This window comes from Streptococcus oralis, assembly GCF_023109315.1.
Classification (GTDB): domain Bacteria; phylum Bacillota; class Bacilli; order Lactobacillales; family Streptococcaceae; genus Streptococcus; species Streptococcus oralis_BS.
The window spans coordinates 260,394-285,689 of the sequence record NZ_JALDUF010000002.1; the positions used below are offsets into that span (position 1 = coordinate 260,394).

Below are 25,296 nucleotides of genomic sequence, written 5' to 3' on the forward strand. Positions count from 1 at the left end.
TGCAAAGCAGGAGATTTTTGCAGAAAACAGTCTATTTTCTATGAAAAAATAGGCTTTTTTTCTAAAAATACCTAGTCAAGCGCTTTATTTTTTTGTATAATAGAAATACTAAGTATAGATAAAAGAAGAGAAAAGCATGATTACACTATTTTTATCACCGAGTTGTACATCATGTCGTAAGGCAAAGGCTTGGTTAGAGACGCATAAAGTGCCCTTTCAAGAGCATAATATTATGACTAGTCCTTTAACAAGAAAAGAATTACAACATATTCTTTCCTTGACCGAAAATGGTACTGATGACATCATTTCAACTCGTTCAAAAATTTTTCAAAAATTGGATATTGATGTAGAGAGTATCTCGGTATCGGAGTTGCTTCAGTTGATTGAGCAATATCCTAGTCTTTTGCGTCGCCCAATTATTACAGATACCAAACGCATGCAGATCGGTTTTAATGAAGATGAGATTCGTGCTTTTCTCCCTCGTAGTTACCGTAAACAAGAACTAAAAGAAGCAACATTGAGAGCTGGTATTGGATAGATGAACAAACAGTATAGTTACCCACTAGATTTGTCGTGGAGCACTGAAGAACTTGCTTCAGTGCTCTCTTTTTTTAATGATGTTGAAGCTGCTTATGAAGATAAGGTAGAAGTAAAAAAACTGCTAGATTCCTATAAGGAATTTAAGTCTGTCGTTCCGAGCAAAAGTGAAGAAAAGCGCCTAGGTCGCGAATTTGAGACGGCTAGCGGTTATTCCTTCTATCATGCGGTTCAATTAGCAAAAGAAAAAAGAGAAGGGAAGATTTCTCTTGGAAACTAAATTTGAATTTGCCAAACAGATTGTGCAGGAAGCTGCTGACTATATTTGGGCTCACATGAAAGAAGATTTGCAGGTTGAGTGCAAGTCTTCACCTACTGACTTAGTGACACGTTTGGACAAGGAGGTCCAGGAACTCTTGGTTGATCGGATCAAGTCCTCCTATCCTGAGGACTTGATTTGCGCGGAAGAGGGCTGTTTGCGTGCTGCGGTCGATCAAGGTTCTGTTTGGGTGATTGATCCCATTGACGGTACCAATAACTTTGTCGCTCAGCAGGAAGATTTTGCCGTGATGTTGGCTTATTTTGAGAATGGTGTGGGCAAATTTGGCATCATCTATGATGTTATGAAAGGTGATTGTTACCATGGTGGTGGTGCCTTTCCTCCTTGTCGCAATAATGAGCCCTTACCGCCTTTTAAAAAGAAGCCCCTCAGAGAATTCCTGGTTGCTGGTAACTCAGGTATGTTTGAAAGCAATGAGTGGGGCCTGGCGGATTTGGGGCGAGCAGCGTTGGGAGTCCGTGTCTACGGCAGTGCGGCCATTAGTTTTGCCAAGGTTTTATCGGGTCGTCTTCTGACTTATATTACCTACTTACAGCCATGGGATTACGCTGCGGCCAGTATCTTAGGGGAAAGTCTGGGTTATCGTCTTCTTACAGTATCAGGTGAGCCCGCTGATTTTAAAACGCGTCAGCCTGTCATGATGGTGCCAATCGAGATGCAAGAAGTGATTCAGTCTTATATCTACGAAAGGAAAGAGAACTAAATGCAATTTCCAGAAGGATTTGTTGAAAAATATGAAGCGATACTAGAAGATGAGGCAAGAGACTTTCTTGCCTCTTTTAAGCGGGAAGCGGTTTCGGCTTTTCGAGTCAATCCCTTAAAAGAAAGTCAATTGTCGTTTGCGGATGCTATTCCCAATACACCTTGGGGGTATTATGGTAAAGTTTCTGGGAAATCTCCAGAGCACGCGACAGGTCTTGTTTATTCGCAAGAGCCTGCAGCCCAAATGGTGGCCCAGGTGGCTCAACCAAGTCCTAGCATGAAGGTCTTGGACTTGGCGGCAGCACCAGGTGGAAAATCCACTCAACTAGCCGCTTATCTGGCTAATCAAGGAGTCCTTGTCTCCAACGAAATTTCAAGTAAGCGTGCTAAGATTTTAGTGGAAAATATGGAGCGATTTGGAGCGACAAACGTTGTCGTGACCAATGAATCTGCTGACCGCTTGGCCAAGGTTTTTAAAGGTTACTTTGATGTGATTGTCCTTGATGCACCTTGCTCGGGTGAAGGAATGTTTCGTAAGCAGCCAGATGCCGTGGATTATTGGAGTACCGATTATCCTAGCCAATGTGCTAGTCTCCAAAGAGAAATTTTAGAAGATGCAGTGACCATGCTTGCAGAAGGTGGTTGTTTGGTCTATTCGACCTGTACTTGGGCACCTGAGGAAAATGAAGAAATCGTCCACTGGTTACTTGATACTTATGAATTTGAATTGCTTCCAGTCGAGCATGTGAACGGTATGGTGGCAGGAATTGATCTTCCTGAAACTGCGCGGATGTATCCTCATCATTTCAAGGGAGAAGGCCAGTTTGTTGCCCACCTGCATTTTAAAGGACAAAATCCAGCACCTAAATTCAAAGCTAGCAAGAGCAATCTAAGTCGCGAACAGCAGAACTTGTGGCATGATTTTGTTCAAAAACACTTGCGAGTCAATCTAACTGGTATCTTGCAGACTTTTGGAGATCAACTTTATCTCTTGCCAGAGATGCTACCTGATCTAGGGAAACTCAAAATTGCCCGAAATGGACTTCATCTGGGGACGTTTAAGAAGAAACGTTTTGAACCAAGCTTTGCTCTCGGTTTGGCCTTGAAACCAAGCCAAGTAAAACAAAGTGTCGAAATCAATGATGAGGACTTTGTAAAATATGTGGCTGGTGAGACCGTTCAATTGTCTGAAGCTCGACCAAATGGCTGGTACCAAGTTGTGGTTCAAGGAAACGGATTAGGCTTTGCCAAGGTAACGGGAAATGTTTTGAAAAATTACTATCCAAAAGGACTCAGATTTAGGTGAAAAAGCTAGTCAAAGAGCCTATTCTATGTTATAGTGGAAGTATGAGTTTTTTCTGATAGTCTTTCATTATTACTTATATTATACGATGGAATTTCTCGCTCCTAAGAATGCCTAGATAAAATAAAGCGGGACAATCATTGATGATAATTGGATGATCAGGACAAACGGAAGAAATCAGAACATTTATCATTATGTTCAAGGAGAATAACAGTGAAAAAAAGAAAAAAGCTCGTCATGTCTCTTGCAGCACTTTTGATGGCAGGTTCTCTAGCAGGATGCGCTAGCTGGATTGATCGTGGAGAATCTATGACAGCTGTTGGTTCAACAGCTCTTCAACCTCTTGTCGAAGCAGCAGCAGATGAATTCGGTTCTAGAAACATCGGAAAAACAGTCAATGTTCAAGGTGGAGGATCGGGTACAGGACTTTCCCAAGTCCAGTCTGGAGCAGTTGACATCGGGAACTCTGACGTCTTTGCAGAGGAAAAAGAAGGAATCGATGCTTCGGCTCTAGTAGACCACAAGGTTGCAGTGGCTGGTCTTGCAGTGATTGTAAACAAAGAAGTGGATGTTGAAAATCTCACAACCGAGCAACTTCGCAAAATCTTTACAGGTGAAGTGACCAACTGGAAAGAAGTTGGGGGCAAAGACCTGGCAATTTCAATCATCAACCGAGCAGCAAGTTCTGGTTCACGAGCGACGTTTGATACGGTCGTTATGAATGGCCAATCGGCAATGCAGAGCCAAGAACAGGATTCTAACGGGATGGTCAAGTCCATTGTATCCCAAACTCCTGGAGCCATTTCTTATCTAGCCTTTGCCTATGTAGATGATTCCGTGAAAAGCATGAAACTGAATGGGTATGAACCTACGTCTGAAAATGTAACGACCAACAACTGGCCTTTGTGGTCTTATGAACATATGTACACACTCGGTCAGCCAAATGAGTTAGCTGCTGAATTCCTGAATTTCGTCCTCTCAGATGAAGCCCAAAATGGAATTGTTAAGGGCATGGGCTATATCTCTATCAATGAAATGAAAGTCCAAAAGGATGCTTCAGGTACCGTTACAGCAGTAGAAGGAGGTCAATAATGAATCAAGAAGAATTATCTAAAAAATTACTCTCTCCTTCAAAGAACTCTCGCCTTGAGAAGTTTGGTAAAGGTTTGACCTTCACCTGCCTTTCTTTGATTGTCATCATTGTGGCGATGATTTTGATTTTTGTAGCCCAAAAAGGCTTATCAACCTTCTTTGTCAATGGAGTGAACATCTTTGATTTCCTCTTTGGACAAACTTGGAATCCTTCAGGGAAACAATTTGGTGCCCTTCCGATGATTTTGGGTTCCTTTATTGTGACGATTTTATCGGCCCTCATCGCAACACCCTTTGCTATCGGTGCTGCAGTCTTTATGACAGAAGTCTCACCAAAGGGTGCAAAGATTTTGCAACCGGCCATTGAACTCCTCGTCGGGATTCCTTCAGTCGTCTATGGATTTATCGGTTTGCAAGTTGTGGTGCCTTTTGTCCGTAGCGTCTTTGGTGGAACTGGTTTCGGGATTTTGTCAGGGATTTTCGTTCTCTTTGTCATGATCCTACCAACTGTAACCTTTATGACAACAGACAGCTTGCGTGCTGTTCCTCGTCATTACCGTGAAGCCAGTTTAGCTATGGGAGCCACTCGCTGGCAAACCATCTGGCGTGTGACCTTGAAAGCAGCACGTTCAGGTATTTTCACTGCAGTGGTCTTTGGGATGGCGCGTGCCTTCGGTGAAGCCCTTGCTATTCAGATGGTTGTCGGAAACTCAGCAGTTATCCCAACCTCGCTAACAACACCAGCTGCGACTTTGACTTCTGTTTTGACTATGGGTATCGGAAATACCGTCATGGGAACGGTTGATAATAACGTTCTCTGGTCATTGGCCTTAGTATTGCTCTTGATGAGTTTGGCCTTTAACAGTGTGATTAAATTGATTACGAAAGAAAGAGGAAAGAAAAACTATGCACGCTAAGAAATTAGATAAACTTGCAACAGCTGTCCTCTATACCATCGCTGGTATCATCGTGGCCATCTTGGCATCCTTGATTCTCTATATCTTGGTGAGAGGGTTACCGCATATCTCTTGGTCCTTCTTGACAGGGAAATCTTCCTCTTATCAAGCAGGTGGGGGTATCGGGATTCAGCTCTACAATTCCTTCTTCCTTTTGATCATTACCTTGATCATTTCTGTTCCCCTGTCTATGGGAGCTGGCGTTTTCCTAGCTGAGTATGCAAAAAAAGGACCTGTGACCAATTTTATTCGTACCTGTATTGAGATTTTGTCTTCTCTACCATCAGTCGTTGTGGGTCTCTTTGGTTACTTGATCTTTGTTGTCCAGTTTGAGTATGGATTTTCAATCATTTCAGGTGCCTTGGCCTTGACGGTCTTTAACCTCCCTCAGATGACTCGAAATGTTGAGGACAGTTTAAAACACGTTCACCATACGCAACGTGAGGCTGGTCTGGCCCTTGGAATTTCTCGTTGGGAGACGGTGGTCCATGTCGTCATTCCAGAGGCCCTTCCAGGTATCGTAACGGGTGTTGTCTTGGCATCTGGCCGTATCTTTGGTGAGGCCGCCGCTCTTATCTATACGGCAGGACAATCTGCTCCAGCCCTTGACTGGTCTAACTGGAATGTCCTCAGTGTTACCAGCCCTATCTCAATCTTCCGACAAGCAGAAACTCTGGCTGTCCACATCTGGAAGGTCAACAGTGAAGGAACCATTCCTGATGCTACCATTGTATCTGCTGGTTCTGCCGCAGTGCTCCTCATCTTTATCTTGATTTTTAACTTTGGAGCTCGCAAACTCGGAAGCTATTTACACAAGAAATTAACCGCTGCCTAAAGGAGAAGCCATGTCAAAATATAACTGGGATGAAAAGCATATCATCACCTTCCCTGAAGAAAAAGTGGCCCTCTCTACCAAGGATTTACATGTTTACTATGGTAAAAATGAATCCATCAAGGGCATCGATATGCAATTTGAAAAAAATAAAATTACAGCCTTGATTGGTCCTTCTGGATCTGGGAAATCTACTTATCTTCGCAGTCTCAATCGGATGAATGATACCATTGATATTGCCAAGGTAACAGGTCAAATCCTCTACCGAGGGATTGACGTCAACCGTCCAGAAATCAATGTCTATGAGATGCGCAAGCATATCGGAATGGTCTTTCAACGTCCAAATCCATTTGCCAAGTCTATCTACCGTAATATCACTTTTGCTCATGAACGTGCAGGAGTCAAGGATAAGAAGGTCTTAGATGAAATTGTCGAAACCTCTCTCCGACAGGCTGCCCTTTGGGACCAGGTCAAAGACGACCTCCACAAATCAGCCTTGATGCTTTCTGGTGGTCAACAGCAACGTCTCTGTATCGCTCGCGCCATCTCTGTCAAGCCAGACATCCTCTTGATGGATGAGCCAGCGTCAGCCTTGGATCCGATTGCGACAGCCCAGCTAGAAGAAACCATGTTGGAATTGAAGAAAGACTTTACCATCATCATCGTTACCCACAGTATGCAGCAGGCTGCGCGTGCAAGTGACTACACAGGATTTTTCTACTTGGGCGATTTGATCGAGTATGATAAGACATCCAATATTTTCCAAAATGCCAAGCTACAGTCTACCAATGACTATGTAACGGGACACTTTGGTTAGAAAGGAAGCAGTATGACAGAACCGATTTTGCAGGTTAAGGACCTGTCCGTTTATTACAATAAAAAGAAGGCTTTGAATAGTGTTTCCCTTTCTTTCCAACCTAAGGAAATAACCGCCTTGATTGGTCCTTCTGGATCAGGAAAGTCCACCCTGCTCAAAGCCATCAACCGCATGGGCGATCTAAATCCTGAGGTGACAACAACTGGAACAGTGATTTATAATGGCCACAATATCTACAGCCCCCGTACCGATACGGTTGAATTGCGTAAGGAAATCGGTATGGTTTTTCAACAGCCCAATCCCTTCCCTATGTCTATCTATGAAAATGTTGTCTACGGCTTACGTATCAATGGAGTCAGGGATAAACATGTTTTGGATGAAGCGGTGGAAAAAGCCTTGCAACGCGCTTCTATTTGGGATGAGGTCAAGGATCGCTTGCATGATTCAGCCATTGGTCTCTCAGGTGGACAACAACAACGTGTTTGTGTTGCCCGTGTCTTAGCAACCAGTCCCAAGATTATTCTCTTGGATGAACCGACTTCAGCTTTGGATCCTATCTCGGCTGGTAAGATTGAGGAAACCTTGTATGGTCTGAAAGATAAATACACCATGCTCTTGGTAACACGTTCGATGCAACAGGCCTCTCGTATCTCTGATAAAACAGGATTTTTCCTAGATGGGGATTTGATTGAGTTTAACGATACGAAGAAAATGTTCCTAGACCCACAAAACAAGGAAACAGAAGACTATATTACAGGAAAATTTGGATAAGGAGTTGAATGATGTTACGATCTCAATTTGAAGAAGATTTGGAGAAATTGCACAACCAGTTCTATGCCATGGGACAAGAAGTGCTCTCACAAATCAATCGTACAGTGCGTGCCTTTGTCACACATGACCGTGATTTGGCAAAAGAAGTTATTGAGGAAGATGCAGAAGTAAATGGATATGAAGTGAAACTCGAAAAGAAATCATTTGAAATGATCGCGCTTCAACAACCTGTTTCTCAAGACCTCCGTACTGTATTGACCGTTCTTAAGGCAGTATCAGACCTGGAACGCATGGGAGACCATGCAGTGTCAATCGCAAAAGCAACTATTCGTATGAAGGGGGAACAACGCATCCCTGCCGTTGAAGAAGAAATCAAAAAAATGGGGCGCGATGTGAAAAACTTCGTTGAAGCTGCTCTCGAACTTTACCTGAATGGTTCTGTGGATCAAGCCTATGAAGTAGCGGCTATGGACGAAAAAATCAACCATTACTTTGATAGTATTCGTGATCTTACTACAGAGGAGATTAGGAAACATCCTGAAGCCATCGTTACAGGCCGTGATTACTTCCAGGTAATTTCCTTCTTGGAACGTATCGGAGACTACGCTAAAAATATCTGTGAATGGGTTGTTTACTTTGAAACAGGGAAGATTGTCGAACTATAAGAAACGGTTTAAATATACAGAATAAAAGGCTGATTGTGATAAATCAGTCTTCTTTTTATGAAAAGAATTGTTTTGCAGTCAAAATCTCTAAAAGGGTTGACAACTATTTTTAAAAGAGTTATAATTATTCAGAAATAATAGAAAGGTCGTTTATTTATGAAATTTAAGAAATGGATATTAGTTGTGTGTAGCATGCTGACCAGCATGGTTTTGGTAGCTTGCCAGTCAGGAACGGATAATTCCCAGTCAGCTGTGGACGCTATTAAACAAAAAGGGAAGCTAGTTGTTGCGACCAGCCCAGACTATGCACCTTTTGAATTCCAATCCTTGGTAGATGGTAAAAACCAAGTGGTTGGGGCAGATATTGATATGGCTCAAGCGATTGCGGATGAGCTTGGGGTTAAACTTGAAATCTCTAGCATGAGTTTTGACAATGTTTTGACCAGCCTTCAAACTGGAAAGGCTGACTTAGCCATTGCAGGAATTAGTGCTACAGATGAGAGAAAGGAAGTCTTTGACTTTTCAATCCCTTACTATGAAAACAAGATGAGTTTCTTGGTTAGAAAAGCCGATTTAGACAAATACAAGGATCTCTCAAGCCTTGCAAGTACGAATATCGCAGCTCAAAAGGGAACTGTTCCAGAAACCATGGTTAAGGAACAATTGCCAAATGCCCAGTTGACATCTTTGACCAATATGGGGGAAGCCGTCAATGAATTGCAGGCTGGAAAAGTGGATGCTGTTCATATGGATGAACCAGTTGCTCTTAGCTACGCAGGTAAAAACTCAGACCTTGTCGTTGCATCTGTTAACTTGACGATGAAAGATGGCGAAGCCAATGCTGTTGCTATCAAGAAGGATCAATCCAACTTGAAAGCAGTAGTCGATAAGGTTATCCAAAAACTAAAAGATGACGGAACCTATCAAACTTATCTTGAAAAGGCAGCGAAACTAACAGAAGTTGAACAATAAGAAAAAGCAGAGTTGGACTTTAATCCAACTCTGTTTTTATGTATTCTAATAGCTCTTCTAGATTTTCAAGAGTGACTTTGGCGAACTGATAAGGGCAGGCATCCAAATAAGCCTTCTCAAAAAAGTCTAGTTTGAGTGAGCTGTGTTTCAAACTGGCAATCTTAGGATAGTGTCTCAAATCAAGCAAAAGACCATCGTGTAGAGGATAGTGGGGCAAGGGACAGGTGTTTCCTTCAAGCACTTTTTTTATCCGAGCCTGATAGTTCTCTTGAAGGCTCAATCGAGCCAGTCGATTTTTTTCAAATAACTGGCTATCGATGTAAAGAGAAAGAGCCTTTTGCATGATGAGATTGCTGTCATAGTCCAGGATATTTTTGTAGGAAACAAAAGCCTCTTTTAGGGCATTTGGGAGAATGAGAGCGGTGATACGAAGGGCTGGAAAGAGGCTGGTTGAGAAGGACTTGATATAAATGACCCGATCCTCAGTGTCCAGATAGTGGAAAGTTTGCCCTTTTTTAGGGTCTAAATCCCCTAGATAGTCATCCTCTACGATGTAAACACCATACTGATTTGCTAGATCCAGAATAGCCCTTTTTTCCTGATCAGAATAGGAATGGCCGAGAGGATAGTGGAAGCGAGGAATGGTATAGAAAAACTTGATTTTCCCAGATTTGAACTGTTTTTCCAGTTCTTCAAGGTCAATGCCATCAATACGGCGTTCAATGGTCTGGTAGGCTAATCCTTGAGCGACCAAGAGGCGGTTCATTCGGTGGTAGGTCGGCTGTTCGACCAAAATCTCAGCTCCCTCGCTCGGAAAGTTGATCTGAGAAAGGATAAAGAGAGCTTGCTGGGTGCCAGAAGTCAGAACCAGTTGGTCGGGTTTGCAGTAGAGGGCTTGGTTGAAAAGAAGTTGATGGACAGATTGTCTCAGTTCCTCAAGTCCTTCTTGGTTGTCATAGTAGTTGAAGAGGTAGTTTTCTCTTCCAATTAGGGTTTCATTGACGCAGATTCTGAAGTCGTCATAGGCACTGGCATGTTCATCAGTGACTTCGATTTCCAAGTCTTGGTGCTGTCCTTGTTCCAGAACATAGTAACCACTCTGGGGTTTGGCATAGAGGTATTGTTCATGGCGTAATTCCAGTAGGGCTCGTTGGATAGTGTCCTTGCTACAGTGGAAGTCCTGGCTCAGTTGACGGATAGAGGGAAGCCGGCTACCTGTTGGAAATTTTCCTGATTCGATCCCCTTTTTTAGGAAGGAAACGACTGCTTGGTATTTACTTTCTTTCTTCATTCCAGACCTTCCTTGATTTTGTTACATTGTACCTTTTTTTTGCCTCCTTTGCAATGGGAAAAGCATTTCTCCCTTTCACAACTAGGAGCAAATGTGGTATACTTAGAAAGTATGATGATTCATTGAATAAAAGATAAGAAAGAGAATGGATAGAAAAGTGCAGGAACCGGTAAAATTATTTCAATACAATACTTTAGGTGCCCTAATGGCAGGTCTCTATGGTGGAACCATGACAGTGGGAGAATTGTTGGAGCATGGTGACCTTGGTTTGGGAACCCTTGATTCGATTGATGGAGAGTTGATTGTCCTTGATGGCAAGGCTTATCAAGCCAAAGGTTCAGGGGAGCAACCTGAAATTGTAGAAGTTGCACCTGATGCCCTTATCCCTTATGCGGCAGTGGTCCCCCATCAGGCAGAAGTGATTTTCCGCCAGCGCTTTGAGATGACGGACAAGGAATTAGAAAAGCGGATTGAGTCCTACTATGATGGGGAAAATCTCTTTCGTTCCATCAAGATTCATGGGGAATTTGCCCACATGCATATACGGATGATTCCCAAGTCAACAACAGACACCAAGTTTGCTGAGGTTGCCACTCATCAGCCTGAATATAGTCGTGAAAATGTATCGGGAACCATCGTTGGTTTTTGGACACCAGAGATTTTCCATGGGGTCAGTGTTGCAGGCTACCATTTGCACTTTATCTCTGATGATTTGACCTTTGGTGGGCATGTGATGGACTTTGTTATCAAAGAAGGAATGATCGAGGTTGGAGCAGTCGACCAGTTGGACCAACGTTTTCCAGTCCAAGATCGCCAGTATTTATTTGCCAAATTTAACGTTGACGAGATGAAGAAAGATATTGATAAGTCAGAATAGGAGAAAAAGATGACACTACATATTATCCTTACTATGATCGCTTTGGTTTTAGTCCTAGTGGGTGGGACTTGGTACGCCAAAAAACGCTTTAAGATTTCTCTTGCAGTGATGGGTTTGGGGGCAATCGCATTTTTTGTTTCTTCTCAAGTGTTAGAGAAGATAGTTCACCTTCTGGTACTTCATCCGCAAAAAGACGGAACCATTTTACTCGCGCAGGAGCATCCTTTCTTATACGTTCTTTACGGGATTGCCATGGCAGCCCTCTTTGAGGAAACTGCCCGCCTTGTCTTTTTTAAATGGTTGGAGAAAAAGAGAAAGTTGGAAGATAGAGATGCTTGGGCTTATGGCTTAGGACATGGAGGCTTAGAGATGCTCTACCTCGGAATGGGAAGTTTGATTAGCCTTTTGATCCTCTTTTCACTAGTACAGTCATCAAATACTGATATGGCGAATCTTCTTACAAAGAGTACATTAGAAACAGTTCAGTCTCTATCAGCATGGCAGATCTATCTACTAGGAGTTGAGCGTGTTTTGGCTCTAGTTTTGCAAATCGGTCTTTCCATCTGGGTTTACCAAAGTGTTAGCCAAAAGAAATGGATCTATCTCTTTGCTGCCTATGGCTTACATGCCTTGTTTGACTTAGCTCCAGCTCTATCTCAAGTGGACTGGATTGCAAATCCACTTCTAGTGGAGGGCATTCTTCTTGTAGAAGTACTGGCCTTCGTCTGGCTTACAAAATCTACATTTTGGAAAAAATCATCATAAAAAGAGGTTCACCTCTTTTTTTATGCGATGCTTTGATACTTCCATTTTTCGGTTCGTCAAAAGCCTTTAAAAATGGTATAATGAAATGACTTTACAAAAGGATAAGAGATATGACATTAGTAACTAAAATACAAGAACAATTAGAAGGAATTGATATTCGTTTCAAGGAACCCTTGAAGACCTATACCTATACCAAGGTTGGAGGTCGAGCGGATTACCTAGTTTTACCACGCAATCGCTATGAGATGGCGCGTGTCGTCCAATTTGCCAATCAAGAGAATATTCCTTGGATGGTGCTAGGAAATGCCAGCAATATCATCGTGCGTGAAGGTGGAATCCGTGGTTTTGTCATCTTATGCGATAAGCTCAATAACGTTTCAGTTGATGGTTACACTATTGAAGCAGAAGCGGGTGCTAATTTGATCGAGACAACACGCATTGCACTCCGTCATAGTTTGACTGGTTTTGAGTTTGCTTGTGGCATTCCGGGAAGCATCGGCGGTGCGGTCTTTATGAATGCGGGTGCCTATGGAGGAGAGATTGCCCATATCTTGCAGTCTTGTCAAATTTTGACCAAGGAAGGGGAAATCGAAACCTTGTCTGCCAAGGACTTGGCTTTTGGTTACCGCCATTCAGCTGTTCAAAATTCTGGAGCTGTTGTTTTGTCAGCTAAATTTGCCTTAGCTCCAGGAAATCACCAGGTTATCAAGCAGGAAATGGATCGCTTGACTCACCTTCGTGAACTCAAACAACCTCTAGAGTACCCATCTTGTGGTTCAGTCTTTAAGCGTCCAGTGGGGCATTTTGCAGGTCAGTTGATTTCAGAGGCTGGTTTGAAAGGCTATCGTATCGGTGGTGTTGAAGTATCTGAAAAGCACGCTGGTTTCATGGTCAATGTTGCTGACGGTACAGCTAAAGACTACGAGGACTTGATCCAATCTGTTATTGAAAAAGTCAAGGAACACTCAGGTGTCACCCTTGAGAGGGAAGTCCGAATCTTGGGTGAGAAAGAGTAAAATTTAGGCAGAAAAGCTGCTACTATGTCAATGGAAAGGGGGTGAAAGCCTATCGTTAGCGAAGATGCATGTAGGCAGTTCAATCTCCTACACGAGGTAGTAGTGGCCTGACAGAGCCCTGATCTGTTAATTTATGAAAAAGAAGGAATTTATGCCAATTGAAAAAACCAATTATCGAATTCAAAAACGTCTCTAAAGTTTTTGAAGATAGCAACACCAAGGTTCTCAAGGACATTAACTTTGAGTTGGAAGAAGGGAAGTTCTACACCCTACTAGGCGCATCTGGTTCAGGGAAATCAACTATTCTGAACATCATTGCAGGTTTACTGGATGCGACGACAGGAGATATTTTACTGGACGGGGTGCGGATCAATGATATCCCGACCAACAAGCGAGACGTCCATACGGTCTTTCAATCCTATGCCTTGTTTCCACATATGAATGTGTTTGAAAATGTTGCCTTTCCACTCCGCTTGCGTAAAATCGACAAGAAAGAAATCGAGCAGCGTGTAGCAGAAGTTCTCAAGATGGTTCAGTTGGAAGGTTACGAAAAACGTTCCATCCGTAAACTCTCTGGAGGACAACGGCAGCGTGTGGCTATTGCCCGCGCCATCATCAACCAACCTCGTGTGGTCTTGTTGGATGAGCCTTTGTCAGCGTTGGACTTGAAATTGCGAACAGACATGCAGTACGAACTGCGTGAACTGCAACAACGATTGGGGATTACCTTTGTCTTTGTCACTCACGATCAGGAGGAAGCCCTGGCTATGAGTGACTGGATTTTCGTTATGAATGATGGCGAGATTGTCCAGTCAGGAACACCTGTGGATATCTACGATGAGCCCATTAACCATTTTGTTGCCACCTTTATCGGTGAGTCCAACATCTTGCCGGGAACCATGATTGAGGACTACTTGGTTGAGTTCAATGGCAAACGTTTTGAAGCGGTCGATGGAGGGATGAAGCCAAATGAACCTGTTGAGGTTGTTATTCGTCCAGAGGACTTGCGTATTACTCTTCCTGAAGAAGGCAAGCTCCAAGTTAAGGTCGATACCCAGCTCTTCCGTGGGGTTCACTACGAGATTATCGCCTATGACGAACTCGGAAATGAATGGATGATTCACTCGACTCGTAAGGCCATTGTGGGTGAGGAAATCGGTCTGGACTTTGAACCAGAAGATATCCATATCATGCGTCTCAACGAAACCGAAGAAGAGTTCGATGCTCGTATCGAAGAATACGTAGAAATCGAAGAGCAAGAAGCAGGTCTGATTAACGCGATCGAGGAGGAAAGAGATGAAGAAAACAACCTCTAAACTCTTTGTAGTGCCCTACATGCTTTGGATTGCACTCTTTGTATTGGCACCCTTGGTCTTGATTTTTGGGCAATCCTTTTTCAATATTGAAGGGCAGTTCAGCTTAGAAAACTATAAATCTTACTTTGCGTCACAAAACTTGACCTATCTCAAAATGAGCTTCAACTCTGTGCTCTATGCAGGGATTGTGACCCTAGTGACTCTTTTCATCAGCTATCCAACAGCTCTCTTTTTGACCCGTCTCAAGCACCGTCAACTCTGGCTCATGCTGATTATCCTGCCGACTTGGATCAATCTCCTCCTAAAGGCCTATGCCTTTATCGGGATTTTTGGTCAAGATGGCTCCATTAACCAATTTCTAGAATTTATCGGAATCGGTTCGCAACAGTTGCTCTTTACGGATTTCTCCTTTATTTTTGTCGCAAGCTACATCGAGCTTCCCTTTATGATTTTGCCGATTTTCAATGTCTTGGATGATATGGACAATAATCTCATCAATGCCAGCTATGACCTCGGTGCGACCAAGTGGGAAACCTTCCGCCACGTTATTTTCCCTCTGTCTATGAATGGAGTGCGAAGTGGGGTTCAATCCGTCTTTATCCCAAGTTTGAGTCTCTTCATGCTGACACGTTTGATTGGTGGGAACCGTGTTATCACACTGGGAACGGCTATTGAGCAGAACTTCCTGACCAATGACAACTACGGTATGGGTTCCACCATCGGTGTGATTCTCATCCTGACTATGTTCATCACCATGTGGGTGACCAAGGAAAGGAGAGAACGATGAAAAAATTTGCCAATCTCTACCTAGCCTTTGTCTTTATCATCCTTTACTTGCCAATTTTTTACTTGATTGGCTATGCCTTTAATGCTGGCGATGATATGAACAGCTTTACTGGTTTTAGCTTGAGCCATTTTCAAACCATGTTTGGTGATGGTCGCCTTATGTTGATCCTCACCCAAACCTTTTTCTTGGCCTTTCTATCAGCCTTGATAGCGACTATTATTGGGACTTTCGGTGCCATCTATATCTATCAGTCTCGTAAGAAATACCAAGAAGCCTTTCTATCACTCAATAATATTCTCATGGTTGCGCCTGACGTTATGATTGGTGCCAGCTTCTTGATTCTCTTTACACAACTTAAGTTTTCACTTGGATTTTTGACGGTTCTATCTAGTCATGTGGCCTTTTCCATCCCTATCGTGGTCTTGATGGTCTTGCCTCGTATCAAGGAGATGAATGATGACATGATTCATGCGGCTTATGACCTTGGCGCCAGTCAGTTTCAGATGTTTAAGGAAATCATGCTTCCTTACCTGACTCCGTCTATCATTGCAGGTTATTTCATGGCCTTCACCTATTCGCTAGATGACTTTGCCGTGACCTTCTTTGTAACGGGAAATGGCTTTTCGACTCTGTCAGTCGAGATTTACTCTCGTGCTCGTAAGGGAATTTCGCTAGAAATCAATGCCCTGTCTGCCCTTGTCTTTCTCTTTAGTATTATCCTAGTTGTAGGTTATTACTTTATCTCACGTGAGAAGGAGGAGCAAGCATGAAAAAACTCTATTCATTTTTAGCAGGAATTGTAGCAATTATCCTTGTCTTGTGGGGAATTGCGACGCATCTAGATAGTAAAATCAACAGCCGAGATAGTCAGAAACTGGTTATCTACAACTGGGGGGATTATATCGATCCCGAACTCTTGGAGCAATTCACAGAAGAAACAGGTATCCAAGTCCAGTACGAGACCTTTGACTCCAACGAAGCCATGTATACCAAAATCAAGCAGGGTGGAACAACCTACGATATTGCCATCCCGAGTGAGTACATGATTAATAAGATGAAGGACGAAGACCTCTTGATACCACTCGATTATTCAAAAATTGAAGGAATCGAAAATATCGGACCTGAGTTCCTCAACCAGTCTTTTGACCCAAACAACAAGTACTCGATCCCATACTTCTGGGGGACTTTGGGAATTGTCTACAATGAAACCATGGTAGAAGAAGCACCTGAACATTGGGATGACCTCTGGAAACCAGAATACAAGGATTCGATCATGCTCTTTGATGGGGCGCGTGAAGTGCTTGGGTTAGGTCTTAACTCACTAGGCTATAGCCTCAACTCTAAAGATCCACAACAACTGTCACAAACGGTCGATAAACTTTATGAGCTAACTCCTAATATCAAGGCTATTGTAGCCGATGAGATGAAGGGTTACATGATTCAGAACAATGCTGCTATCGGTGTGACTTTCTCAGGGGAAGCCAGCCAGATGTTGGAAAAGAATCCTAACCTCAAATATGTCGTTCCGACAGAAGCAAGCAACCTCTGGTTTGACAACATGGTTATTCCTAAAACTGTCAAGAACCAGGATGCTGCCTATGCCTTTATCAACTTCATGTTGAAGCCTGAAAATGCTCTGAAAAATGCAGAATATGTCGGTTATTCAACACCAAACAATGCTGCTAAGGAAATGCTCCCTGAGGAGACAAAAGAGGACAAGTCCTTCTATCCAGATGCAGATACTATGAAACACCTAGAAGTTTATGAAAAATTTGACCATAAATGGACAGGAATTTACAGTGACCTCTTCCTACAATTTAAGATGTATCGAAAGTAAGAGATTATCTGCTATCGGAAATAATTTCAATCAGACAAAAAAATAAAACCTAGCCATAGAAAATTAACCATTTTATGGCTAGGTTATTTATTAAAATAGATTATGAATTAGTAGAAAAATATACTTAACTATGCTATAATTTCGATAGAGTTAAAGGCATTTTAATTTATGATTGAGGTAGTAGCTATGATTAAAAAAGCTATTTTTAGAGGAATGATTCCTTTTGTCATTATGACCAGTTTGGCAATTTTTATGAGACTTCAAGGGATTGATATTTTTCAGGTTAAAAGTACATTTTTGGTTGGCATTATTGCTACCTCGATAGCATCAGCCTCGGTAATTTATGAAATTGAAAAATGGTCGCTATTTAAACAATCTATTATACATTTTATCATTATGCTTTTTACTGTTCTTCCCTGTCTTCTATTTAGTGGATGGTATAAGTTGATCTCAATTTTGGATTATCTCATTGTTTTAGGCCAATTCTTATTGGTTGGATGTTTCTTGTGGTCTATCGCCTATATAATATTTGGTAAACTGTTAAAAAAATGAGTTTTACTTCATGGTTATTAAACTTGACGAACCTCTTCAAAAACGGTATAATACTAGAGTTGAGAATTGATTTTCTCTCCATCTTAGTTCAGAGAATTGGCGGTGCTGCGAGCCATCTAAGATAGAAAATCATGCTACTCGATTGTAACAATTGCATAAGAATCAAGAATGACAAGTTCATTGAATGAAGGTGGTACCGCGGTTTTTCGCCCTTCGTGATATGGATTTGTCTTTTAATTTTGGAGGTGTTTATGAGAACATTTCATGTCAAACAAAAATTTCGCCTAGGTGGTGAACGCTTTGATATCAAAGATGAAATGGGCAATGTTGCCTATCAGGTTGAAGGTTCATTTTTCAAAATCCCAAAGACTTTTACCATCTACGATGCAGTTGGTGAACAGGTCAGTGGAATTAGTAAAGAAATTCTTACCTTTATGCCACGCTTTGAGATTCAACTCAGTAATGGAGATAGTTTCTATATCCGAAAGAAGTTGACTTTCTTTAGAGATAAGTATGAATTTGACAACCTTGGTCTTCGTATAGAAGGAAATATTTGGGATTTGAATTTTAGACTCCTAGATGATCGTGATCAAGTGATTGCTGAGATTACCAAGGAACTTTTTCATTTAACCTCTACCTATACTGTAACCGTCTATGAAGACTCTTATGCAGATCTGGTCATTTCCCTTTGTGTCGCAATTGACTATGTGGAGATGCTGGAAAGCCAATCAAATTAAATAAGTAAATAAGGAGATATTATGAAACAATTATCTAGTGCTCAAGTTCGCCAAATGTGGCTTGACTTCTGGGCAAGCAAAGGTCACTCTGTAGAACCATCAGTGAGTTTGGTTCCTGTAAATGACCCAACTCTTTTATGGATTAACTCTGGGGTAGCAACCCTTAAGAAATACTTTGACGGGACTATCAAACCTGAAAATCCACGTATCACCAATGCGCAAAAGGCTATCCGTACCAACGACATCGAAAATGTCGGAAAAACTGCGCGTCACCATACTATGTTTGAAATGTTGGGGAACTTCTCTATCGGGGATTACTTCCGTGATGAAGCTATCACTTGGGCTTATGAGCTTTTGACAAGCCCAGAATGGTTTGACTTTCCAGCTGAAAAACTTTACATGACTTATTACCCTGATGACAAAGATTCATACAATCGTTGGATTGCTGTTGGTGTAGATCCAAGTCACTTGATCCCAATCGAGGATAATTTCTGGGAAATCGGTGCTGGACCTTCTGGACCAGATACAGAGATCTTCTTTGACCGTGGAGAAGCCTTTGATCCAGAAAATATCGGTATTCGTCTTCTTGCAGAAGATATCGAAAACGACCGTTACATCGAAATCTGGAACATCGTTTTGTCACAATTTAACGCAGACCCTGCTGTTCCTCGTAGCGAGTACAAGGAATTGCCACACAAGAATATTGATACGGGTGCTGGTTTGGAGCGTTTGGTGGCGGTTATCCAAGGGGCTAAGACAAACTTTGAAACTGACCTCTTTATGCCGATTATCCGTGAAGTTGAGAAATTGTCTGGTAAGGTCTATGACCAAGATGGCGACAACATGAGCTTCAAGGTCATCGCAGACCACATCCGTTCCCTTTCATTTGCCATCGGTGATGGTGCTCTTCCGGGAAATGAAGGCCGTGGTTATGTCCTTCGTCGTCTCCTTCGTCGTGCTTCCATGCACGGTCAAAAATTGGGTATCAACGAGCCTTTCCTTTACAAACTCGTTCCAACTGTTGGAAAAATCATGGAAAGCTACTACCCAGAAGTGCTTGAAAAACGTGACTTTATCGAAAAAATCATCAAGAGCGAAGAAGAGTCATTTGCCCGTACCCTTCATTCAGGTCAACACTTTGCTCAAGGTATCGTAGCAGACTTGAAAGAAAAAGGTCAATCTTTGATTGCTGGGCAAGATGTCTTTAAACTCTACGACACTTACGGCTTCCCAGTAGAATTGACCGAAGAAATCGCAGAAGAAGCGGGTATGACAGTAGACCGCGATGGTTTTGAAGCTGCAATGAAAGAGCAGCAAGAACGTGCGCGTGCGTCAGCTGTCAAAGGTGGCTCAATGGGAATGCAAAATGAAACCCTTCAGAACATCACAGTGGAGAGTGTCTTTAACTATGAAGTATCTCAATTGTCTTCTAAATTAGTGGCAATCGTAGCTGACAATGCTGAAGTAGAAGCTGTTTCTGGAGGAACTGCCTCTCTTATCTTTGCGGAAACACCATTCTACGCGGAAATGGGTGGACAAGTGGCTGACCACGGTCAAATCTTGGACGTTACTGGAAATATTGTAGCTACTGTGACAGATGTTCAAAAAGCACCAAATGGCCAAGCTCTTCATACTGTTGAAGTTCTTGCTCCTCTTGCTTTGAACCAAGAATACGCCTTGGCTATTGATACTGACCGTCGTCTTCGTGTCATGAAGAACCACACGGCGACTCACTTGCTTCATGCGGCTCTTCACAATATCCTTGGTAGCCACGCAACTCAAGCAGGATCTCTGAACGAAGTCGAATTTCTTCGCTTTGACTTTACTCACTTCCAAGCTGTGACTCCTGAAGAATTGCGCGCCATTGAACAGCAAGTTAATGAGAAAATTTGGGAAGCAATTGCTGTAGAAACTGTTGAGACAGATATTGATACTGCTAAAGAAATGGGAGCTATGGCCCTCTTTGGTGAGAAATACGGTAAAGAAGTTCGTGTTGTGACCATCGGTGATTACTCAGTTGAGCTTTGTGGTGGTACCCACGTTGGCAACACTTCTGAGATTGGTCTCTTCAAGATCGTCAAAGAAGAAGGAATCGGATCAGGAACTCGCCGTATCTTGGCAGTGACTGGTAAGGAAGCCTTTGAAGCCTACCGCGAACAAGAAGACGCTCTGAAAGCCGTCGCAGCAACCTTGAAAGCACCTCAACTCAAGGAAGTTCCTCATAAGGTTGAAGGACTTCAAGAACAACTTCGTCAGCTTCAAAAAGAAAATGCAGAATTGAAAGAAAAAGCCGCAGCCGCAGCCGCAGGCGATGTCTTCAAGGATGTGAAGGAAGTCAACGGACACCGTTACATTGCAAGCCAAGTTTCTGTATCAGATGCAGGTGCCCTTCGTACCTTTGCGGATAACTGGAAACAAAAAGACTATTCTGATGTGCTTGTCTTAGTCGCAGCTATTGGCGACAAAGTCAATGTCCTTGTAGCAAGCAAGACAAAAGACCTTCATGCAGGAAACCTTGTCAAAGAATTGGCTCCAATCGTCGATGGACGTGGTGGTGGTAAACCAGACATGGCCATGGCAGGAGGAAGCAACCAAGCGAAAATACAAGAACTCTTGGATGCAGTAGCAGGTAAATTATAAGACATTAAAGATCTATCCCTTTGGGTAGGTCTTTTTGTGCATACAAAAAAGCCAAATCCGGTTGGATTTGACTTGTAACTGATAGGTTTATTTTGTTGCCCAGACACTGACTGAACCCGCTGCTACTGGGAATTCTCCATAACCTTCAGCATTGATTGTAACTTGATCGTGGTGGTTTCCAAGTAAATCTACGAAAGTTTGGTCAGCCCATTCTTGCCCGACAAACATAGACTTGCTATTTTCTTGGTCATTTGAAATCAAGACTGCGATTGGGGATTGATGTTCAGCACCTGAACGAACCCAACCGATACAGTTAGCATCGTCAAAGTAGTCTGTTTGCTCTCCATAGGCTAAATCTTTTCGGATGGCTAGGAGACGGTCAAGAACTTCTTTGAAATCTTGTTGAGCAAATTGCCCAGAAATACCATAATAGTCTCCGTAAAAGACACATGGAAGCCCATCTTGGCGTAATAGAATAAGGGCATAGGCTGCTGGCTTGAACCATTCTTCAACAGTAGACTCAAGGGCTTGTCCTCGTTGAGTATCGTGGTTGTCGACAAAGGTCACAGCCTTATCGGGCTTTAGTTCAACCAAGCTATCTGTGAAAATGTTACGAAGGTCGTAGCTTGCTCCAGCATGGCTAGCTTCAAAGAGGTTTTGGTGGAGGCGAACATCGACAAGGTCAAAACGTTCTTCTATTTTCTCGAGATAGTCTAGGTTAGCTTCCTTGTCAGGGTTCCAAAATTCTCCGAAAACATAGAAATCTTGACCGTATTTTTCCTTCATATCACGAATGAAATTGCCCATAAAGAAGGAGTCGATGTGCTTAACGGCATCCAAGCGGAAACCAGCTACACCAGTCGTTTCCATGAACCAGTCAGCCCAGTCATAGATGTTTTGGATGACTTCAGGATGCTTAAAGTCTAGGTCGGCATACATGAGGTAGTCGTAGTTACCGTTTTCGTTATCGACCAATTCCTCATTTGCCCAACCTTTATTGTCTCCCTGGATCAGGTAAATGCCAGACTTACGACGTTTGGCATCATAGTCTGTGCCAGTAAAGTGGTACCAGTGCCAGTGGAAGTCATTGTAGGTATTTTGACGACCATCGAAAGTAAAGTGAGTCCAGCCATTGATAGTGAAGGGCTCGCTTAGTTGAACGGTACGGTCCTCAGGGTCCACTTCAATAACCTGAAAGGATTCCATGTGATCGGCAGCAGCCTTGTGATTGAGCACCACATCGGCCATAGGTCGAATTCCCTGAGCCTTTAGGGCTTGAATGGCTTGAAGATAGTCTTCTTTAACCCCATACTTGGTACGGACAGTCCCTTTTTGGTGAAATTCACCTAGGTCAAAAAGATCGTAAACACCATAGCCGACATCTTTTTCGTTGGTTGCCTTGAAGGCAGGTGGCATCCAGACATGGCTGATACCAAGGTTTGCTAGGTGCTCTGCATCATTTGTCAGTCGCGTCCAGTGTTGGCCGTCGTGAGGCAGATACCATTCAAAGTATTGCATAAGTGTCTGATTTTGCATTGTTTTTCCTCTTGCTTATCAATGTTGTGTTTTATTCTACCATAAAGTTTAGAACTAGGCAAACGTTTGCGCAATTTTCTATACTCATTTCTAGAATTGTCTATTTTTAGCGAATAGAATCTCTCCTTCCATTATAAGGGAAAAGATGTTTTGGTGAAAAAGTAAATGGAATAAACTTGTTTTAACAAAAATGGCACTTAGTAAACTAAAGTAAAAATGGATAAGCGGTTTCTTTTTTGAGAATTGTCATAAAATTTGCTATAATAGTAGCTATGAATAGAATTAGGGTCAGCAGACATGTTGAAAAAAAGCTAGCTAAGGGTCTAGTTCTTTTGGAAGCAAGTGATTTAACAGATATTGATCTGACGGATCAGGCAGTAGAAGTTCTTAGTCAAGACGGGAAGTTTTTAGGGAGCGCCTATCTTTCTCAGCAGAACAAAGGCATCGGCTGGATGGTCAGTAAGGAAAAGGTTAGCTTTAACCAAATCTTTTTTGAAGCTCTGTTTCGTAAGGCCAAGGAAGTTAGAAAGCCTTATTATCAGGATGACTTGACTACTGCCTTTCGCCTTTTTAACCAAGAGGGGGATGGCTTTGGCGGTCTGACTGTTGATCTCTACGGAGATTATGCTGTCTTTTCGTGGTACAACTCCTTTGTTTACCAGATTCGGAAGTTGATAGTAAAGGCTTTTAAGGAAGTTTTTCCTGAGGTCTTGGGTGCTTATGAGAAGATTCGTTTTAAAGGTCTAGACTACGAGTCTGCCTATGTTTATGGTGAGGAAGCGCCAGACTATTTTACTGTTCTTGAGAATGGCGTGCTCTATCAAGTCTTTATGAATGATGGCTTGATGACAGGGATTTTTCTAGACCAGCATGAAGTTCGTGGGAGTCTGGTTGACGGTCTAGCCATGGGCAAATCCTTGCTCAATATGTTTTCCTATACGGCTGCCTTTTCTGTTGCTACAGCTATGGGAGGCGCGAGTGAGACAACTTCTGTCGATTTGGCCAAACGGTCCAGAGAGTTGTCAGAAGCTCATTTTCAGGCAAATGGATTTAGCACGGACAATCATCGTTTTATCGTTATGGATGTCTTTGAGTACTTCAAGTATGCCAAGCGAAAAGGCTTGTCCTATGATGTGATTGTTCTTGATCCGCCTAGTTTTGCCCGCAATAAAAAACAAACATTCTCTGTAGCTAAGGATTATCACAAGTTGATTTCCCAGAGCCTAGAGATTTTAAATCCGGGAGGGATTATCATTGCCAGTACCAATGCTGCCAATGTTTCCCGCCAGAAATTTACAGAACAAATTGATAAAGGTTTTGCAGGAAGAAGGTATCAGATCTTGAACCAATATGGCCTTCCAGCAGACTTTGCCTATAATAAAAAAGATGAAAGCAGTAATTACCTCAAGGTGATTAGTATGAAGGTTAGTACATGAAATTAGTCGTCTCAGTAATGCCAAAAAGTTTAGAAGAAGCGCAAGAACTGGATGCCACTAGGTATGAAGATGCCGACATCATTGAGTGGCGTGCAGACTTTCTTGCAAAGGACGCTATTTTACAGGTAGCACCCGCTATCTTTGAGAAATTTGCAGGACGCGAACTTGTCTTTACCCTTCGGACTCGCGCTGAGGGAGGAGAAATCGAACTTTCCTCAGAAGAGTATGTTCAAATCATCAAGGAAGTGACCCAACTCTACCAACCAGACTATGTGGATTTTGAGTATTTCAGCCACAAGGATGTTTTTGAGGAGATGTTGGATTTTCCAAATCTGGTCTTGAGTTATCACAATTTCCAAGAAACACCTGAAAACATGATGGAAATCTTGTCTGAATTAACCAGCTTGACTCCAAAAGTGGTCAAGGTATCAGTAATGGCAAATACAGCTCAGGATGTTTTGGATCTGATGAATTATACGCGAGGTTTCAAGACACTCAATCCTGAGCAAGAGTACGTGACTATTTCCATGGGGAAAATTGGTAAGGTTTCGCGTATCACTTCAGATGTGACAGGTTCTAGCTGGTCTTTTGCTAGCATGGATGCGGCCAGTGCACCGGGTCAGATTTCTCTATCAAGTATGAAAAAAATCAGGGAGATTCTGGATGAAGCTTGATGGCTATACACGTTTAGCTGCAGTTGTTGCCAATCCCATCAAACACTCTATTTCACCCTTTATCCACAATAGGGCCTTTGAGGCGACAGCTATTAATGGTGCCTATGTGGCTTGGGAGATTGAAGCGGGTGATTTGGCAGAAACAGTCGCCAATATTCGCCGTTACCAGATGTTTGGCATCAACCTGTCTATGCCTTACAAGGAGCAGGTTATTCCTTATCTGGATGAGTTGAGTGATGAGGCTCGTTTGATTGGGGCGGTCAATACTGTTGTCAATCATAATGGCACTTTAATTGGATATAATACAGATGGCAAGGGATTTTTTAAGAGCTTGCCTTCTTTTACAATCTCGGATAAGAAAATGACCATTCTGGGCGCAGGTGGTGCGGCCAAATCAATATTGGCACAAGCCATTTTGGACGGCGTCAGTCAGATTTCTGTCTTTGTGCGTTCAGCTTCCGTGGAAAAAACAAGACCTTACCTAGACAAGTTGCAGGAGCAAACAGGCTTTAAAGTGGACTTGTATGCTTTAGAAAATCTTTCTGAACTGCAATCAAGGATTGCCGAGTCGGACCTACTCGTCAATGCGACCAGTGTAGGGATGGATGGCAAATCATCCCCAGTTCCTGAAAGCATAGTCTTACCAGAAACTCTCTTGGTGGCAGATATTATTTACCAACCCTTTGAGACGCCATTTTTGAAATGGGCTAGAAGTCAGGGCAATCCAGCCGTCAATGGCCTGGGGATGTTGCTCTATCAGGCTGCTGAAGCTTTTCAACTGTGGACAGGTAAAGAAATGCCGACAGACGAGATTTGGCAGTCCTTAACAGAAAAATACCAATAAA

26 protein-coding genes are annotated in these 25,296 nt (G+C 42.6%); 24 read left to right on the forward strand and 2 right to left on the reverse strand.

What is annotated here, in order from left to right; genetic code table 11:
• Positions 1-136: 136 nt before the first annotated feature.
• The 11 genes from M1F74_RS03945 to M1F74_RS03995 all read left to right on the forward strand — a co-directional run bounded on the left by M1F74_RS03945 (position 137) and on the right by M1F74_RS03995 (position 8,987).
• Complete coding sequence (locus M1F74_RS03945) at positions 137-538, forward strand: Spx/MgsR family RNA polymerase-binding regulatory protein (RefSeq protein ID WP_002875821.1); 402 nt, start codon at positions 137-139, stop codon at positions 536-538.
• Positions 539-817, forward strand: a complete 279-nt coding sequence (locus tag M1F74_RS03950) for a UPF0223 family protein (protein ID WP_247946351.1) — start codon at positions 539-541, stop codon at positions 815-817.
• Entirely contained in the window at positions 807-1,580 is a 774-nt protein-coding gene (locus M1F74_RS03955; RefSeq protein ID WP_247946352.1) for an inositol monophosphatase family protein, read from the forward strand. The genes M1F74_RS03950 and M1F74_RS03955 overlap by 11 nt, the downstream gene beginning before the upstream one ends.
• On the forward strand, positions 1,581-2,885 hold the full coding sequence (locus M1F74_RS03960; RefSeq protein ID WP_247946353.1) for an RsmF rRNA methyltransferase first C-terminal domain-containing protein: 1,305 nt from the start codon (positions 1,581-1,583) through the stop codon (positions 2,883-2,885). It begins immediately after the preceding gene.
• 210 nt (positions 2,886-3,095) lie between these two features.
• Complete coding sequence (locus M1F74_RS03965) at positions 3,096-3,974, forward strand: phosphate ABC transporter substrate-binding protein PstS (RefSeq protein ID WP_007520299.1); 879 nt, start codon at positions 3,096-3,098, stop codon at positions 3,972-3,974.
• Positions 3,974-4,891 carry a phosphate ABC transporter permease subunit PstC gene (gene pstC / locus M1F74_RS03970; RefSeq protein WP_001070951.1) on the forward strand — a complete coding sequence of 306 codons (918 nt, stop codon included), beginning with the start codon at positions 3,974-3,976 and terminating at the stop codon, positions 4,889-4,891. The genes M1F74_RS03965 and pstC overlap by 1 nt, the downstream gene beginning before the upstream one ends.
• Positions 4,881-5,765 (forward strand): phosphate ABC transporter permease PstA, encoded by an 885-nt coding sequence (pstA, locus tag M1F74_RS03975; protein ID WP_247946354.1) that lies wholly within the window; start codon positions 4,881-4,883, stop codon positions 5,763-5,765. Before pstC ends, pstA begins: the two co-directional genes overlap by 11 nt.
• Before the next feature lie 10 nt (positions 5,766-5,775).
• A complete protein-coding gene (gene pstB / locus M1F74_RS03980; protein ID WP_000049851.1) occupies positions 5,776-6,579 on the forward strand; it encodes a phosphate ABC transporter ATP-binding protein PstB in 804 nt (267 codons plus the stop codon).
• A gap of 12 nt (positions 6,580-6,591) precedes the next feature.
• Positions 6,592-7,350: a phosphate ABC transporter ATP-binding protein PstB gene (gene pstB, locus M1F74_RS03985; RefSeq protein WP_000138671.1), complete on the forward strand. Its 759-nt coding sequence runs from the start codon at positions 6,592-6,594 to the stop codon at positions 7,348-7,350.
• 11 nt (positions 7,351-7,361) lie between these two features.
• Complete coding sequence (gene phoU, locus M1F74_RS03990; protein WP_000946476.1) at positions 7,362-8,015, forward strand: phosphate signaling complex protein PhoU; 654 nt, start codon at positions 7,362-7,364, stop codon at positions 8,013-8,015.
• A gap of 156 nt (positions 8,016-8,171) precedes the next feature.
• Positions 8,172-8,987 carry an ABC transporter substrate-binding protein gene (locus M1F74_RS03995; RefSeq protein WP_247946355.1) on the forward strand — a complete coding sequence of 272 codons (816 nt, stop codon included), beginning with the start codon at positions 8,172-8,174 and terminating at the stop codon, positions 8,985-8,987.
• A gap of 19 nt (positions 8,988-9,006) precedes the next feature.
• Here the strand turns inward: M1F74_RS03995 and M1F74_RS04000 are convergent, their stop codons facing one another.
• Positions 9,007-10,278, reverse strand: a complete 1,272-nt coding sequence (locus M1F74_RS04000) for a PLP-dependent aminotransferase family protein (RefSeq protein WP_247946356.1) — start codon at positions 10,276-10,278, stop codon at positions 9,007-9,009.
• Positions 10,279-10,423: 145 nt separating this feature from the next.
• Between M1F74_RS04000 and budA the strand changes: the two genes are divergently transcribed.
• The 10 genes from budA to alaS all read left to right on the forward strand — a co-directional run bounded on the left by budA (position 10,424) and on the right by alaS (position 20,805).
• Positions 10,424-11,155, forward strand: a complete 732-nt coding sequence (gene budA / locus M1F74_RS04005) for an acetolactate decarboxylase (protein WP_247946357.1) — start codon at positions 10,424-10,426, stop codon at positions 11,153-11,155.
• Positions 11,156-11,164: 9 nt separating this feature from the next.
• Positions 11,165-11,920, forward strand: coding sequence for a YhfC family intramembrane metalloprotease (locus tag M1F74_RS04010; RefSeq protein ID WP_247946358.1), 756 nt, complete (start codon positions 11,165-11,167; stop codon positions 11,918-11,920).
• Between the two features lie 110 nt (positions 11,921-12,030).
• The gene (gene murB / locus M1F74_RS04015; protein ID WP_247946359.1) at positions 12,031-12,936 is read left to right on the forward strand and encodes a UDP-N-acetylmuramate dehydrogenase; all 906 of its coding nucleotides are present in this window, start codon (positions 12,031-12,033) and stop codon (positions 12,934-12,936) included.
• A 158-nt stretch (positions 12,937-13,094) separates the two neighbouring features.
• Entirely contained in the window at positions 13,095-14,252 is a 1,158-nt protein-coding gene (locus M1F74_RS04020; protein ID WP_000742901.1) for an ABC transporter ATP-binding protein, read from the forward strand.
• Positions 14,233-15,039 (forward strand): ABC transporter permease, encoded by an 807-nt coding sequence (locus tag M1F74_RS04025; protein ID WP_247946360.1) that lies wholly within the window; start codon positions 14,233-14,235, stop codon positions 15,037-15,039. The genes M1F74_RS04020 and M1F74_RS04025 overlap by 20 nt, the downstream gene beginning before the upstream one ends.
• Positions 15,036-15,809: an ABC transporter permease gene (locus tag M1F74_RS04030; RefSeq protein ID WP_247946361.1), complete on the forward strand. Its 774-nt coding sequence runs from the start codon at positions 15,036-15,038 to the stop codon at positions 15,807-15,809. Before M1F74_RS04025 ends, M1F74_RS04030 begins: the two co-directional genes overlap by 4 nt.
• A complete protein-coding gene (locus M1F74_RS04035; RefSeq protein ID WP_247946362.1) occupies positions 15,806-16,876 on the forward strand; it encodes an ABC transporter substrate-binding protein in 1,071 nt (356 codons plus the stop codon). The genes M1F74_RS04030 and M1F74_RS04035 overlap by 4 nt, the downstream gene beginning before the upstream one ends.
• Before the next feature lie 186 nt (positions 16,877-17,062).
• On the forward strand, positions 17,063-17,428 hold the full coding sequence (locus M1F74_RS04040; protein ID WP_247946363.1) for a DUF3021 family protein: 366 nt from the start codon (positions 17,063-17,065) through the stop codon (positions 17,426-17,428).
• 251 nt (positions 17,429-17,679) lie between these two features.
• Positions 17,680-18,165 carry an LURP-one-related/scramblase family protein gene (locus M1F74_RS04045; RefSeq protein WP_247946364.1) on the forward strand — a complete coding sequence of 162 codons (486 nt, stop codon included), beginning with the start codon at positions 17,680-17,682 and terminating at the stop codon, positions 18,163-18,165.
• 21 nt (positions 18,166-18,186) lie between these two features.
• A complete protein-coding gene (gene alaS / locus M1F74_RS04050; RefSeq protein ID WP_247946365.1) occupies positions 18,187-20,805 on the forward strand; it encodes an alanine--tRNA ligase in 2,619 nt (872 codons plus the stop codon).
• An 87-nt stretch (positions 20,806-20,892) separates the two neighbouring features.
• On the opposite strand, the gene M1F74_RS04055 is transcribed toward alaS, so the two are convergent.
• On the reverse strand, positions 20,893-22,341 hold the full coding sequence (locus tag M1F74_RS04055) for an alpha-amylase (RefSeq protein WP_247946366.1): 1,449 nt from the start codon (positions 22,339-22,341) through the stop codon (positions 20,893-20,895).
• Positions 22,342-22,613: 272 nt separating this feature from the next.
• Here M1F74_RS04055 and M1F74_RS04060 point away from each other — a divergent pair, with 272 nt between their 5' ends.
• Genes M1F74_RS04060 through M1F74_RS04070 form a run of 3 tightly spaced genes read left to right on the forward strand, consistent with a single transcriptional unit; the run spans position 22,614 to position 25,295 of the window.
• Complete coding sequence (locus tag M1F74_RS04060) at positions 22,614-23,777, forward strand: class I SAM-dependent rRNA methyltransferase (protein ID WP_247946367.1); 1,164 nt, start codon at positions 22,614-22,616, stop codon at positions 23,775-23,777.
• The gene (aroD, locus tag M1F74_RS04065) at positions 23,774-24,451 is read left to right on the forward strand and encodes a type I 3-dehydroquinate dehydratase (RefSeq protein ID WP_247946368.1); all 678 of its coding nucleotides are present in this window, start codon (positions 23,774-23,776) and stop codon (positions 24,449-24,451) included. Before M1F74_RS04060 ends, aroD begins: the two co-directional genes overlap by 4 nt.
• Positions 24,441-25,295, forward strand: coding sequence for a shikimate dehydrogenase (locus M1F74_RS04070; protein ID WP_247946369.1), 855 nt, complete (start codon positions 24,441-24,443; stop codon positions 25,293-25,295). Before aroD ends, M1F74_RS04070 begins: the two co-directional genes overlap by 11 nt.
• The last annotated feature ends 1 nt before the right edge of the window (position 25,296 follow it).

Bases quoted from the DNA above. Each gene is read 5' to 3' on its own strand.
- M1F74_RS03945 (WP_002875821.1), top strand. From the start codon at position 137: ATGATTACACTATTTTTATCACCGAGTTGTACATCATGTCGTAAGGCA.
- M1F74_RS03950 (WP_247946351.1), top strand. From the start codon at position 539: ATGAACAAACAGTATAGTTACCCACTAGATTTGTCGTGGAGCACTGAA.
- M1F74_RS03960 (WP_247946353.1), top strand. From the start codon at position 1,581: ATGCAATTTCCAGAAGGATTTGTTGAAAAATATGAAGCGATACTAGAA.
- pstC (WP_001070951.1), top strand. From the start codon at position 3,974: ATGAATCAAGAAGAATTATCTAAAAAATTACTCTCTCCTTCAAAGAAC.
- pstA (WP_247946354.1), top strand. From the start codon at position 4,881: ATGCACGCTAAGAAATTAGATAAACTTGCAACAGCTGTCCTCTATACC.
- pstB (WP_000049851.1), top strand. From the start codon at position 5,776: ATGTCAAAATATAACTGGGATGAAAAGCATATCATCACCTTCCCTGAA.
- pstB (WP_000138671.1), top strand. From the start codon at position 6,592: ATGACAGAACCGATTTTGCAGGTTAAGGACCTGTCCGTTTATTACAAT.
- phoU (WP_000946476.1), top strand. From the start codon at position 7,362: ATGTTACGATCTCAATTTGAAGAAGATTTGGAGAAATTGCACAACCAG.
- M1F74_RS03995 (WP_247946355.1), top strand. From the start codon at position 8,172: ATGAAATTTAAGAAATGGATATTAGTTGTGTGTAGCATGCTGACCAGC.
- M1F74_RS04000 (WP_247946356.1), bottom strand. From the start codon at position 10,278: ATGAAGAAAGAAAGTAAATACCAAGCAGTCGTTTCCTTCCTAAAAAAG.
- budA (WP_247946357.1), top strand. From the start codon at position 10,424: ATGGATAGAAAAGTGCAGGAACCGGTAAAATTATTTCAATACAATACT.
- M1F74_RS04010 (WP_247946358.1), top strand. From the start codon at position 11,165: ATGACACTACATATTATCCTTACTATGATCGCTTTGGTTTTAGTCCTA.
- murB (WP_247946359.1), top strand. From the start codon at position 12,031: ATGACATTAGTAACTAAAATACAAGAACAATTAGAAGGAATTGATATT.
- M1F74_RS04025 (WP_247946360.1), top strand. From the start codon at position 14,233: ATGAAGAAAACAACCTCTAAACTCTTTGTAGTGCCCTACATGCTTTGG.
- M1F74_RS04030 (WP_247946361.1), top strand. From the start codon at position 15,036: ATGAAAAAATTTGCCAATCTCTACCTAGCCTTTGTCTTTATCATCCTT.
- M1F74_RS04035 (WP_247946362.1), top strand. From the start codon at position 15,806: ATGAAAAAACTCTATTCATTTTTAGCAGGAATTGTAGCAATTATCCTT.
- M1F74_RS04040 (WP_247946363.1), top strand. From the start codon at position 17,063: ATGATTAAAAAAGCTATTTTTAGAGGAATGATTCCTTTTGTCATTATG.
- M1F74_RS04045 (WP_247946364.1), top strand. From the start codon at position 17,680: ATGAGAACATTTCATGTCAAACAAAAATTTCGCCTAGGTGGTGAACGC.
- alaS (WP_247946365.1), top strand. From the start codon at position 18,187: ATGAAACAATTATCTAGTGCTCAAGTTCGCCAAATGTGGCTTGACTTC.
- M1F74_RS04055 (WP_247946366.1), bottom strand. From the start codon at position 22,341: ATGCAAAATCAGACACTTATGCAATACTTTGAATGGTATCTGCCTCAC.
- M1F74_RS04060 (WP_247946367.1), top strand. From the start codon at position 22,614: ATGAATAGAATTAGGGTCAGCAGACATGTTGAAAAAAAGCTAGCTAAG.
- aroD (WP_247946368.1), top strand. From the start codon at position 23,774: ATGAAATTAGTCGTCTCAGTAATGCCAAAAAGTTTAGAAGAAGCGCAA.
- M1F74_RS04070 (WP_247946369.1), top strand. From the start codon at position 24,441: ATGAAGCTTGATGGCTATACACGTTTAGCTGCAGTTGTTGCCAATCCC.